General features: G+C 38.6%; 8 protein-coding genes. All 8 read left to right on the top strand.

Annotated features, from left to right (window positions below; translation table 11 throughout):
- Positions 1–72: 72 nt before the first annotated feature.
- Positions 73–2,598 carry a GH32 C-terminal domain-containing protein gene (locus tag FLV_RS12015; RefSeq protein WP_243234088.1) on the top strand — a complete coding sequence of 842 codons (2,526 nt, stop codon included), beginning with the start codon at positions 73–75 and terminating at the stop codon, positions 2,596–2,598.
- Entirely contained in the window at positions 2,599–4,146 is a 1,548-nt protein-coding gene (locus FLV_RS12010) for a glycoside hydrolase family 32 protein (protein ID WP_243234087.1), read from the top strand.
- 304 nt (positions 4,147–4,450) lie between these two features.
- Positions 4,451–5,773, top strand: a complete 1,323-nt coding sequence (locus tag FLV_RS12005) for a sugar porter family MFS transporter (protein ID WP_243234086.1) — start codon at positions 4,451–4,453, stop codon at positions 5,771–5,773.
- Positions 5,774–5,814: 41 nt separating this feature from the next.
- Positions 5,815–8,889, top strand: coding sequence for a SusC/RagA family TonB-linked outer membrane protein (locus FLV_RS12000; RefSeq protein ID WP_243234085.1), 3,075 nt, complete (start codon positions 5,815–5,817; stop codon positions 8,887–8,889).
- A gap of 10 nt (positions 8,890–8,899) precedes the next feature.
- Complete coding sequence (locus FLV_RS11995) at positions 8,900–10,603, top strand: RagB/SusD family nutrient uptake outer membrane protein (RefSeq protein ID WP_243234084.1); 1,704 nt, start codon at positions 8,900–8,902, stop codon at positions 10,601–10,603.
- A 26-nt stretch (positions 10,604–10,629) separates the two neighbouring features.
- Entirely contained in the window at positions 10,630–12,342 is a 1,713-nt protein-coding gene (locus FLV_RS11990) for a DUF4960 domain-containing protein (protein ID WP_243234083.1), read from the top strand.
- Positions 12,343–12,386: 44 nt separating this feature from the next.
- On the top strand, positions 12,387–13,541 hold the full coding sequence (locus FLV_RS11985; RefSeq protein ID WP_243234082.1) for a DUF4960 domain-containing protein: 1,155 nt from the start codon (positions 12,387–12,389) through the stop codon (positions 13,539–13,541).
- 81 nt (positions 13,542–13,622) lie between these two features.
- Positions 13,623–14,510 carry a carbohydrate kinase family protein gene (locus tag FLV_RS11980; RefSeq protein ID WP_243234081.1) on the top strand — a complete coding sequence of 296 codons (888 nt, stop codon included), beginning with the start codon at positions 13,623–13,625 and terminating at the stop codon, positions 14,508–14,510.
- Positions 14,511–14,602: the final 92 nt, after the last annotated feature.

Here is a 14,602-nt window from a genome sequence, read left to right as displayed (position 1 = left end):
TTTTATTCTTAAGGTAACATTTTGAGAAGTCTAAGTTGTTTTGCTTTTCTATTTTTATCAAAATTATAAGATATGAAAAAGAAATATTTACTAATTGGACTGCTGCTGATAGGCTGTAAATCCAAACAGGATCCTAAACCAGATCCAGGTCCCGACCCGGGATCAAATACTGCCTCGAAGATAATTGAATTTAACTTTAATGAAACTTCAGGGCAGAATACTACTGAGGCAAAATCGAACTCAAATTTTGTCATTGCAGGACCTGCAGATTCTGCTGAAAGAATTGCTGGACTGGAAGGAAACGCATTGCGAGTGAATGGATACTATGGATGGGCATCGGGAAATGCTTCAGTTAGTTATCCGACCAAAAATATTGCTGTTTCAGGCTGGATCGCACCGGCAGTTTTTCCTGTGCAGAGAAAAAATCAAGACCCAATAACCGAGCATACAGTTGCTGCAGTTTTTTCAAATTTAAATACCTCTAACAGTTCGGGAGTTTCTTTTGGAATCAATCAGCATGGAAGAGTAATTGCACAGTTTAAGATTGGAAATGATATTCGTCAGATTATATCCGATGAAGAAGTAAAAATAAGGGAGTGGAGTTTTATTGTCGTAAATATCGATGCTGAAAAAGGATCGGCAAAATTGTATTTGAACGGGGCAGAAATCGAGTCGTCGTCTTTTGCAGCAGGAGCGCTTACCTGGGATAAAAGCGCCACAATTTTTGTTGGAAAAGAATCAAAAGTAAAAACCCTTGCCGGATTTGACACCAATGCACTTACCGGTGCTGTTGATTTGGTTTCTGTATGGGACAAAATGCTTACTGCAGATGAAATCCAGCTCAATTATAAAAAGCAACAAATAAAGGTACCGGATTTACGTATTCCAACTGCGAGGTTTGCCGATGATACTAACAAACCGAAATATCATCTTATGCCCAGTGCAGCATGGACCAATGAGTCTCATGGAATGATTTATCTTGATGGGAAATACCATATATTCAGCCAGCGAAATATAAATGGTCCGTATCTGGAGCATATTAATTGGGGGCATTATGTAAGTGAGGATCTGGTTAACTGGGAAGAATTAAAACAAGCCTTATGGCCGCAGCCTGGTTTTGATGAGGTTGGTATTTGGTCAGGTCATGCGGTAGTTTCTGGGGGAAAACCCTATTTGTTTTACACTGGAGTTGATAAAAACAAAGCTGGGATAGGACTGGCCACAGCTGTCTCTCCTTATATTGACTGGACTAAAAATGCATCGCCCATTATTACCAGTGCGCCTGCCGGGGTTTCACATGCTGATTTTCGCGATCCGTTTGTTTTCAATGAAAGTGGAAGCTGGTATATGATGATTGGAACAGGACTGCGCAGTGGTACGGCAAGGGGAGGACTATTTTTGTATAAAGCCTTAAATGATGATTTCCAGCAATGGACCTACCAGGGAACTATGCTGGAAGGAAACCCTGCATCAGACGGAACCGGTGATTTTTGGGAAATGCCTGTTTACTATAATTTTGGCAGCAAGTCAATTTTACTGATAAATAAGCTGCCTAATGCAAATGCCTTGTACTGGACTGGGAATTTCAGCAATGGCAAATTTGTAAAAGACAATGGAACTCCTGAGAGGCTGGATGTGATAAATCAGCTGCTTTCACCTACCATCCAGCAGGATAAGGATGGAAACCTGACTGCTATCGGAATCATTCCTGACGGTGTTACATCCGATAAGCACAAAGAGCAGGGATGGGCAAATATTTTCAGCCTTCCCCGTGTCTGGACGCTGGTAAATAATAAAATTTATCAAAAACCGCATCCGAATCTGACAGCGCTCAGAAAAGGATCACAAAAATTCACCAATGTTAGCTTCAGTACCGGTGTGAGTGATGTTTTAAATGGGGCAAAAGGAACCCAGTATGAAATTGAGGCAACCATAAATCCGGGTGATGCCACCAAAGTTGGATTCATATTAAATAAAGGGGTTTCAAATGGAGAAGAAACCATAATTTACTATGATTACACTACACAGAATTTTGTGGTCAACAGAAGCAATTCTTCCAAACTTACAGATGTTCCTTTAGGAAATCTGGCAACATCTTATATCATGCCTAAGCAGGATATTAAGTGGAGGATTTTCGTTGATGCTTCGGTAATTGAAGTTTTTATCGACGATCAATTGGCTTTTGCAACCAGGGTTTTTCCTTCGAAAGGTTCAGATGCAATTGAACTTTATGCGCAAGGCGGTACTGCCGTGGCTAAAGATCTGGTCATATATAATATTGAAGGAGAAGGCACTGTTTCCACCCAAAAAGCGGCAAAGCAGCAGAAGGAGGCGAATTTTAGTGTATTTCCTAATCCTTCTGATTCTGTTTTTAATATTCAATTTCCAGGCCTTATCCAGCAGACTGTCGTATATGCGGCCGTTGTTGATATAACAGGGGCTGTGGTTCGTATAATAGCTTCTAATACAGATGCCCATAATAATTCAGTGCAGTGGGATGGCTATTATGATAATGGACAAAAGGCGCTGCGTGGAGTTTACCTGATAAAAGGGATTATAAATAATGAAATTTTCCAAACCAAAGTAATTGTAAAATAGATGAAAAAGCATATTAGTATGTGGGCAGCAGCTATGCTGACTGTCCTGACAAGCTGCACTGCCCAGCAAAGCAGCAGTAAATTAATTTCAGAGAGCAGTACTCCTGCAAGGCCTGTGCTGCATTTCACCCCTGAAAAAAACTGGATTAATGATCCGAATGGAATGTTTTTTTACGAAGGGGAGTATCATTTGTTTTACCAGTACAACCCTTATGGGGAAAAATGGGGGCACATGAGCTGGGGACATGCGGTAAGCAGGGATCTGATCTCTTGGGAGCATCTGCCTGTGGCGCTTGAGGAAGAAGATAAGGTAATGATTTTCTCTGGGTCTGCAGTGGTAGACTATCAAAACACCAGTGGTTTTGGGACCGGTAATGAGCCGCCTATAGTTGCCATTTATACCGCTTATGATGCAAAATCAGGATTTCAGAGCCAAAGCATAGCTTATAGTAATGATAAGGGAAGAACTTTTAAAAAGTACAACCAAAATCCAGTAATCGATTTAAAAAAAGCAGATTTTAGGGACCCAAAGGTTTTTTGGTACCAGGCGGATAAAAAATGGATAATGACAGTTTCATTATCACAGGAAAAAAAGGTCCAGTTTTACAGTTCCAAAGACCTGAAAAAATGGGACCTGATGAGTGAGTTTGGTCCCGCTGGAGTAACGGCTGGTATTTGGGAGTGTCCTGATTTGTTTCAATTAGACTATAACAATGAATCTGTTTGGGTACTGGGTGTTAATTTAGGCACGCACAGCATAGCCGGAGGCTCGGGACTTCAATACTTTTTGGGTGATTTTGATGGAAAAGCATTTAAAGTCAATGCTTCATTGACCAAAGAACCTTTAAATTTTATTGAATACGGAAAAGATTTTTATGCCGCGGTGGTATGGGAGGGAACTCCTGACCAGAGAAAAGAAAGAAAATGGCTGGGCTGGATGAATAACTGGGAGTACGCAGATAAGGTACCATACTATGGATGGCGAGGATCCATGTCTGTTCCACGAACTTTGAGGCTGCAGAAACAAGATGGCTATTTCTATTTAAAACAGGAGCCTGTTAAGGAAATTGACAATTATAAGAAGAAATCTGTTGAAAAAAACGCAATTGGAATTCCCGATGCAAATGCATTGTTTAGTGGCTTTACTAAGTCTGACAGTTTATCGTTTTCAACTTCATTTGTTATCAATCCATCGGAGATACATGATTTTTTAAAATTTGATATTAAAGGAAAGGGATCGTCTGTTATTAACTTCACATATGATAAAGCGGCCAATGAGCTAGTTCTGGTGCGTACAAAATCAAGTAAAAATGTAGACAGCAAGCAATACCCAACAATTCAGAGAGTAAAATTGGACAAATCTGATAAAGAATTTGAAGTTAGAATTATCGTAGACAAGTATTCAATGGAAGTTTTTACTCACGATGGGAAATATGTATTTACAAATCTGTTTTTTGCACCTTCTAAAGATATCACTGTATCGTTTGCGACCTCAAAGCAAGATCAAAAACTGGTATTTAAATCAATAGGTTTGGATACATATTTATAACTATTTAGTGAAATGGTTGTTGATATTTAAATTATAAGGACTAAAAAATTCACTATGTATTTTTTTTAGTCCTTTTTTTAACTTTTAAAATATCATGACTGAAAAAAAATGTAACAAAGTCTTATTTACCTGTAACATTTTCCAATAAGCAAAATAAATTTAAATTGAAATAAATTCATAATAATCACTTTTTCAGTGTTTTATGATGGTTTATCAAAATTGAAACATTTTGTAACAATATCAATTATGTTTATTTAAAACAATATTTATGTTTGGATAACAATTTATTAATACTAAACAAAAAATGAATAAAAAAATTATTTTATGGTCCGTGATAGCATCTTTAGCAGGATTCTTATTCGGCTTTGATACAGTAGTAATTTCAGGTGCCGATAAGACGCTTCAGGAATTATGGCATTCAAGTGATTTTTTTCACGGTTCTGTAGTTATGGCTATGGCATTATGGGGTACGGTAATAGGTGCTATTTTTGGAGCCATTCCAACAAATAAACTGGGAAGAAAGAAAACATTGATTATAATAGGTATTCTATTTACCATTTCAGCACTAGGTTCGGCCTTGTCCAATGATCCGTGGACATTTGCTTTTTTTAGATTTATCGGCGGTCTAGGAATTGGCGCCTCGACAATAGCGGCTCCTTCCTATATTTCTGAAATTGCGCCATCGAAAGAGAGGGGAAGACTGGTATCCCTTTATCAGTTTAATATTGTCTTTGGAATTTTGATCGCATTTCTTTCCAATTATGTGCTGAGTGATACAGGAGAGCATGCGTGGAGATGGATGCTGGGGATTCAGGTTGTTCCTGCACTAATATATACTTTATTGATTTTTTATATCCCGGAGAGTCCTAGATGGCTGCTCTCTAATAATAATCATGTGAAAGCTGCACAAATATTAAAGCAAATTGAGCCTGATAGTGATGTTGAGAGGATAATTTCAGATATAAAAAAATCAGATAAGGATGTGAAAGTGACAGAGACTATTTTATCGGACAAATACAGATTTCCTTTGATTTTAGCTTTTTTGATGGCAGCATTTAATCAGCTTTCCGGAATAAATGCATTTTTATACTATGCGCCGAGGATTTTCCAGGAAGCAGGTCTGGGACAGAGTACAGCTTTACTGAGCAGTATCGGTATTGGAATAATCAATCTGATATTTACCCTTATTGGTGTTTTTCTGATTGATAAGCTTGGGCGCAAAAAATTGATGTTTATTGGATCAATTGGATATATAGTCTCCTTAGGACTTGTATCTGCTGCCTTTTTTTACGGCTGGACAGGAATGCTGGTTCCGATTTTCCTCTTTTTGTTTATTGCATCTCATGCAATAGGCCAGGGTGCTGTGATCTGGGTTTTCATCTCTGAAATTTTTCCAAATCAGCTAAGGGCATCGGGACAGGCTTTTGGAAGTTCTGTACACTGGGTGCTGGCGGCCATTATTCCCTCTTTGGTTCCGATTTTTTTCTCTGAATTTGGAGCCGGATATATGTTTGCATTCTTTGCGGTAATGATGGTTTTCCAATTGCTCTTTGTTTTGTTTTTGATGCCCGAGACAAAAGGTGTGGCACTGGAGGATATGGAACTTAATTTAAAATTCAAAAAATAAATTACTTAACTAACTTAACTAACATAATAACAATGACAAAAATGAAACGCTTACATGCAAATCAAAGCTTTGCATCCCTTTGTTTTTTCTTCTTTTTTCTCTTTGCGAGTGCTCAGCAAAAGGAAATTCAGGGAATTATAACCGATGTGAATAAAAATCCGCTGCCCGGTGCCACAATCCTTGTAAAAGGTACAAAAAATGGAACCAATTCAGATTTTGATGGTAAATTTTCAATTAAAGTAAATTCAGGTGACCAGCTGATTATTTCTTTTATTGGATTTTCTGAAACTAAACTTATCGTTGACAGCTCTAAGTTTGTCACAATTATACTAAAAGAAAATATAAATAATCTTGAAGATGTTGTTGTTGTAGGATATGTAAAAGAGAAAAAAGCCGATATATCAGGCGCAATTTCTATTGTAAAAGTGGGTGACTTAGCCCAGGAAGCAAGTCCTAATGTTCTGACTGCCCTTCAGGGAAGGGTAGCCGGTATCCAGGTAAATTCAGGAGGTACTCCCGGTGGGAATGATTCCCAAATCACCATCAGGGGACTGACCACCGTGAATAGCGGATCTGCGCCATTATGGGTAATCGACGGGGTGCAGACCACTAATCCAACTGCTTTGAATACTGATGAAATTGAGTCGATGCAGGTTCTAAAAGATGGTGCCTCTACTGCTATTTATGGTACTTCTGCAGCCAATGGGGTTATTGTGGTAACTACTAAAAAGGGTAAAAAAGGAAGTTCTGAATTTACTTTTAAATCAGAAGTGACTGTAAATATGCTAAGAGATAAAATCAAGGCTTTAAATGCGCAGCAATGGGCAGATGTCGATTATCAGGCACAGCTTGGAGCGGGCATACAAACCCCTTCACATCCAGTTTTAATCAACAACGGATCCGGATTTACAATACCTCAGTACCTTGACCCAAATGGTGTGCAAAGCTCAGCTGATACCGATTGGGTTAAAACAATAACAAGTCCTTCAGTTTCTACCAATAATGACCTTTCATACCGAAAAGGAACAGAAAGACTGAACTTATACACCAGTGTTAATTATGCCAAAGATAACGGGGTTCAGCGTTACACGTATTTTGACCGTCTTAATCTAAGATTAAATACCTCTTATACTTTTTTTGATAAAAAATTGACACTTGGTGAAAATTTCCTTTATTCCAAATTTAATGAGGTAAAGGCAAATGAATATGAGAATGCTATTTTGCAGAATCCAATTATTCCGGTGTATACCAATTTAGGAGATTATGCTGCGCCGCTTTCAGGAGGATTTCAGGATAAGCCAAATCCGCTGGCCAATTTATGGGGCAATAGAAAGAATAAGCAAATGAGCCAGAGAATATTAGGAAATGTATATGGAAGTTATGCTATTATTCCTGATTTGGTTTTCAGTTCTACCCTTAATTTTGACTACGGTACATTTAAATTCAAAACTGCTTCAGAAGCATTCTCAGTAAATGGTGCAATTCCATCAACTTTCCAGGATTTGACCACAGAGGATACCAATAATGATTATCTGGCAACCATTTGGACTAATACATTAAAGTACGACAAAGATTTCAATAAGCACCGTATATCTTTTTTGCTAGGAGTAGAGAATACTGCCAGACAGGACAATGTTCACAGCGATCTTGTAAGAGGTGTGGATATTACGGATCCTTCAGGATATATTATCAGGCCTGATGCTGAATATCAAACGATAAAAAATGAAACAGAATTTTATAAGATATCGCAATTTATGTCAGGTAAGTATATTTATGACGATCGATATATCTTATCAGGAAGCGTGAGAAGAGATGGTTCTTCACGATTTGGACCTAACAACAAATTTGCAATATTTCCTTCAGCGGCAGTGGCATGGAATATTAATAAAGAGAGTTTTTTTCCAACCAGCAAATATTTTTCAAATGCTAAATTCAGGGCTTCATGGGGTGTAAACGGAAATGACCAGATTGGAGATTACCTGTATTTGTCAAGTTTTATAAACAATACGGTAGCCGGTGTAATTGAGTACTCGGATTATGATATTGAAGGTGACGGTTTTGGTACCCTTGGCGGAATATTGCAGACCAGACAGGCAAATCCTGATATCAAATGGGAAAAAACAACACAATATAATGTTGGGTTCGATTTAGGCTTTTTTAACAACAAACTTCAGCTGCAGACGGATTTCTTCATAAAGACTACGGACGACTTGATACTTAATCCTATCGCTCTTGCGGTAAGTGGAGAATCAAGACCGCCGACAATCAATGCAGGAAGTGTAAGCAACAAAGGATTTGAAGCCGTACTTAGCTATAAAGACAAAATCAAAAATGATTTCACATACGGAATTGATCTTAATTTATCACAGTACAAAAACAAGGTGGAGAGCCTGGATACGGAATCAAACTTTTTATTAAATAACAGCATTTCCATTACTAAGCAGGGAAGCCCTATCGCTTCTTTTTACGGACTGATAGCTGATGGGATTTTCAGGACTCCCGAAGAGGTGGCTGTTCATGCAGATCAGCCTGGTAAGGGCTTAGGACGTATCCGTTACAGGGACTTGAATGGTGATGGTGTGATCGATCAGAAAGACAGAACCATAATAGGGAATCCGCATCCGGATTTTATATACGGAATCAATTTGTATGCTTCTTATAAAGCTTTTGATATATCGATGTATTTTGATGGGAAACAAGGAAATGATATTTACAATACGCAGAGAAACATAGGTGATTTTGCCTACTTCGGATATAACCACGGAACCAATACACTGGATGCATGGACACCTGAGAATGCAAATTCAAATATCCCGGCATTATCGACCTTGAATTCCAATAATGAAACGCAGCCATCCAGTTATTATGTGGAAGACGGATCTTATTTAAGGCTTAAAACGATCACTATCGGATATACATTGGATCCAAAGATCGTTAGAGGTTTTGGAATGACATCCTTACGTTTTAATTTGATAGGTCAGAACTTGTTTACCCTGACTAATTTCAGCGGATTTGACTATGAGGTAGCAGGGTTAAGTGCAGCAGGTATTGGAATTGCAGGTTACGGAATTCCGCACTCTAAGTCCGTAACATTTGGTGTAAATGCAAATTTTTAATTAGAAGAAAATGAAAAAGATAATTATAACAGGTTTATTAATAACAGCATCATTATCATTTAATGCATGTGTAAATGATTCTGACCTTGATGTAAAGGAATACAACGTAATTTCTGAGGCTAATATGGATGCTGAGCAGTTAGTTGTAGCGGCTTACGGTGCCTTGGATTATAGATTTAATACTGGACAAGGGCGTGATGACAGGCCATTTGACCACGCTCCTTCGAATTGGATATTCTCAGATATCCGCTCCGGGGATTCCTATAAAGGAGGAGGCGGTACAGGGGATAATCCGGCAGGGGGAACACACCAGATTGAAACGCATGATTTATTCCCGTCAAATGAAAACGGATATAATCTATGGAGGGCACTGTATTTTGGTTTGAAAAGAGTAGATACAGCCCTTCGTGCTATAACAGCCAAAACGACGGCAGATTTTCCAAACAGGGATATCAGAATTGGAGAATTAAAAGTTTTGAGGGCTCATTTTTATTTCGAGGCAATGAAAAATTTCGGTTCAATTGTATGGTATGACGAAAATACTCCAATTGATCAGATCAATAAAATCCCAAATACTTTTGACACTGCTTTTATATGGTCCAAAATTGAAGGGGACCTGAATGAAGCCATTGCTCTGCTTCCTGCAAATCAGGCAGATTTGGCCAGAGCAAATAAAATGACAGCTTACGCTTTTTTGTCAAAGGCGCAGCTGTATCAAAAAAAATGGGCAGATGCCATTACCAGCGCCGATATGGTAATCAATTCAGGACAGTACGCACTGGTTGCGGATTTTGAAAAATTAAATTCTGAGCCTGGATATGGAAATCGTGAAAATATTTTTGCGATTCAGTTTTCGATTAATGATGGTTCAACTTACGGGAATGTGAACATGGGGGATTTACTGAATTCTCCTGACAGTCCTGGAGATGATCCTAACCATCCATATTTGAACGGGGATGATTTCCACAAACCATCACAGAACCTGGTAAATGCTTATAAAACAGGAGCCAATGGACTGCCTTTATTTGATTCTTACAATAATTCAGATGTAACTCCGGCAGATAATGTTGATCCTAGGCTGGACCACTCTGTGGGAAGACCTGGTATTACATGGAAAGACTGGGCAGCAATGCCACAGCAGCAAAACTGGAGCAGGGATGCATCAACTTATGGGCCATTTGTAGCCAAGAAAAACATGATCTCTCCTAACTCTTCAGGTATGGCATCCAATCCAAATGGTTTTCCATGGGCTTTGGGTAATCTGGACTTTCCAATCATTAAATACAGTGACCTGCTATTATGGAAAGCCGAGGCGCTGATAGAATCGGGACAGAGTGTTGCAGGTATTACCATTATAAATACCATCAGAACCCGTGCTAAGAACTCGCCTTACGTAAAAGATTTTAATGACCATTCCAAAAATGCGGCCAATTATGTAATCGGATTATACTCTACAACACTTTCGCAGGCTGAAGCCCGTGAGGCGCTGAGAATGGAACGAAGACTGGAATTATCAAATGAAGGGCATCGTTTTTATGATCTGGTACGATGGGGAATTGCCGAACAGTATACCGCTTCTTATATTGAGGTGGAAAAAACCAAAAGAACGTATCTGCAGTCCGCTTCTTTACAACCAAAAGAAGAGTTTATGCCTATACCGCAGATAGAAATTGATGCAAGTTCAGGGATTTATAAACAAAGATCTGGATATTAACTTACTTAACTAAAACTAACTATAACATGAAACCAAAGAAATTTTTTATGGGCATTAAAGCAATTACTGTTTTAATGCTAAGCATTCTAATGTTTAATTCCTGCGCAAGCGATGACAATTTTCAGGACAGGGTTCCTGATTATACCAATGCCATTATCCAATCTTTTAAGGTAGGAACAAAATATGCTGAGATTAATCACACACTGGGAACTATAACAATGACGCTGCCATCGGGTTCTGATCTTACAAAAGTTACCCCTGAGATAAGACTTCCTGAGGGAGCAACAATTACTCCTGATGCCAATGGAACATTTGATTTTTCGAAAGGCTCAATTGTTTTTGAAATCAAATCAAGCGACGGGGCCAATAGAAAATATACAGTATCATTGGGCGTTTATGGAGATCCAAGAATATTGTCGTTTTCATTTGGGGATAAGGCCGGTGTAATTGACCAGGCCACAGGAAAAATTGCAGTTCAGGTGGGAAGCCAGGACGGGGATATAACCAAGTTAGCGCCTAATTTTGTTCTCTCTGAGGGAAATTCTGTGGATGTATCTTCTGGAGTTGCAAGAGATTTTTCAAAACCGCAGACCTATACGGTACTTTCAAACAATGGATATACTGCCAAACAATATGAAGTAACGGTTACCCAGACTGCTGCACCTGTAATTTCTGCTTTTGAAATAAATGGCGTTCAGGGAATTATTGATAACGGGGCCAATTCAATTTTAGTTGTCTTGCCTCCGGGAGCTGATCTTACGGCATTAAAACCAACTGTAACTGCACCAATTGGACAATCTGTTAGTCCTTCTTCAGGTTCGGCTCAGGATTTCTCAAAAGGAGCTGTATCTTATTTAGTGACGAATACTGAAAATTTGAAAAAAACATACGCAGTATCCGTGCAGTCAATTCAGCCTACCAAGGTAGCTTTTATTGGAAATGCAAGTTCTGTTGCTACTATTTCAGAGCTGGATACAAAAAAGGCGGCACAGTGGGCAGCCACTACCTATGGAGCTGATTTTAAATATATTCCTTTAAGCAGTCTGAATGCAGCAGCGCTGGCAGATGTAAAAGTTTTATTTTTCTATTACGATAATACAGGAACGACAGATTTACCTGATGGCGGAGCAATGAGCTCAAACCAGGTTGCTATTCTGGCTGATTTTGTAAAAAGCGGAAGAAATATGTTTTTGGCAGGTCTAGCCAACACATATTTAGATGATATGGGCAGGATACCTTTTAACCCAACGACAATTGGAACAGGAAACGGTACTGATAATATTGAGTACTGGGGCCTTAACAATACAGCAGGCAAGCCTACAAATGTTACTGGCCACCCAGCCTTTGCAGGGATTATAAGCACAAAAATAAATAATGCTCTTGGAGATACTTTTGCTTGGGATTTCGTTCCATTCCTGGATAATGGTTTCAAAGAAGATCACAATGCAGTTTGGGACTTGGGAGGGATTTCTGGTCTGAAAGAACAGCACTGCAGTGTTGCAAGAGGCGCAGAATTTGAAAAATTAACTAGTTGTACTATTTTAGGAGATTGGCAGTTTATCCCGGATATGTGCGTTGTCGTGGCTGCTGAGTGGCATCCTGTAGGGGCATGGAAAGGTAAAATCATTTCTATGGGCGGCAGCTCTTATGAGTGGCAGACAAATGACGGACGAACTAATAAATTCCAATCTAATATTGAGAAATTCACCAAAAACGTAATTGATTATTTATTGCAATAAATATCAATCGGAGAAAGTGATCTTTTGATTTAAAATAAAAAAGTATGAAAAATTATAATAAACGAACATTTTTCTATCAAGTGGTTTTATTTGGTTTTTTATCATTGCTGATTATCTCTTGCGACGCAAGGGATAATTACAATGATGATGCAGATTCCAAGTTAAGCATCTTAGAGAGTGTCAGCATCAATGGCGTACCTGGGTCAATTGATAACTTATCAGGGGTAATTAGCGTGGTTCTTCCAAACACTACTAATTTGGAATCAGTACTTCTGGAAACCACAACCCCATCTGGGGTAATTAGTTCGCCTGCATCGGGTACAACAATTAATTTGAAGAGCAATAGGGCAGTATCGGTAAGTTTCAGCAATAGCAAAAGAAATTACGTGATTGACTACAAAATACTTCCAAGCAGAATTGCCTTTATTAATGAAGCTGCTGCTATTGGCGATATTGCAGATGATGACACCAAGGCATTTGCTCAGTGGGCAAAGGATACCTATAAGGAAGATTTTGTGTATATTCCCTTTAATGATTTGACAATAGGATCACTTGCTGAGGTTAATGTACTATTGTTTTACTACGATCAGGTGGGAAGCTCTGCGCTTCCGGCTTCGATTTTGAACAAAAAAAATGTAATTACCCAGTTTGTTGTTGAAGGAGGAAAGATGCTGACAGGCGGAATGGCCAATTCCTATATAGCCGAGATAGGAAGGGATAAAAGCGGGCTTTTGACCATTAGGGGCAATGGCGCCGGAGGAGTAAATAATGATATCTGGTCTATTGATGCAGGTGTGAATTTTCAGAATGACCAGCGAAACAGCCCAGTTTTTAATATGACATCTGTAATCTCGACAGACTTAAACGGTTACTTCCCTGTTATAAATGGAGGTTTTAAAGAGGACCATAACAGCATGTGGGACTTGGGCCCATTACTTGCCCCGGGACACCAGCTGGGTCAGTTCGGAGAATTCCAAAGACTTTACGGAGGCAAAGTACTGGCAACCTGGAGCGGTGTTTCCGATGAGGCGGTTGCCGGAATTATTGAATTTATGCCAACTCCGGTATTTGCCGGAACAATAATCGGTATTGGATTCGGGGGTATGGAGTGGTCTATGAATGACAACAGAATAAATCCGTATGCTAATAATGTAAAGGGCATCTACCGTAACTCAATTGATTACTTGAGAACAAAATAATTAAATTAAATAAGTAAATTTTTAAATCCAAAGGATATTTGATTTGTTAAATATCTTTTGGATTATATAATAACATAAAATATGTCAAAAATAACCTGCTTCGGAGAAGTTTTGTGGGATGTTTTTCCTACTCACAAAAAAATTGGGGGTGCCCCTTTAAATGTTGCTATAAGACTACAGTCCTTAGGCAATCAAGTGTCCATGATCAGTGCCGTTGGCAATGACCAGAATGGAGATATCCTGATTAATTTTATAAAAGACTCAGGAATCAGCACAGAACTCATCCAGGTAAACTCCGAATTTGAAACCGGAGAAGTAAAAGTAATGCTTAATGAAAAAGGCTCCGCCTCTTATGATATTATGTTTCCAAAAGCATGGGATAAAATTGAACTTCAAAACAACGCACTTGAAGCAGTTAAAAATTCTGATGCATTTGTATTTGGAAGCCTTGTAGGCAGGGATTTATTGTCCAAAACGACCCTATTGCAGCTTATTGAAATTGCAAAGTATTCTGTTTTTGACGTTAACCTGAGAAAGCCCTATTACACTGCTGAACTATTAATAGAATTATTAAAGAAGGCCGATTTTATTAAATTTAACGATGATGAGCTGTTTGAAATCAGCCGTTATATGGGATCAAAATATAATTCATTGGAGCAAAATCTGGAATTCATAGCAAACCATACCAAAGCAAAAAGCATTTGTGTTACAAAAGGAAGGCATGGGGCAGTTTTGCTGCATCAGGGAAGACTGTTCTATAACAGCGGCTATGAAATCAAAGTAGTGGATACAGTTGGAGCTGGTGATTCTTTTTTAGCTTCACTAATCAGCAAATTGCTAAGTGAGGTAAATCCGCAGGAAGCAATTAATTTTGCATGTGCCGTTGGTGCTTTGGTTGCTCAGAGCGAAGGCGCGAATCCAGACCTTAAAATTGAGGAGATTGAACGTTTTATAAACCCTTTCATCTAAAGAAATAGTATTTTTACTTTTGGTTATTTTTTTATTCTATTGGTATTTATCGATGGAATGTTTTGACATTTTCTTTTAGTGCTGTGGCAGCT

It is taken from the genome of Flavobacterium pectinovorum, assembly GCF_022802975.1.
Classification (GTDB): Bacteria; Bacteroidota; Bacteroidia; order Flavobacteriales; family Flavobacteriaceae; genus Flavobacterium; species Flavobacterium pectinovorum_B.
Note: the sequence above shows the minus strand (reverse complement) of the source record. Positions and strands in the feature narration are given on the sequence as shown.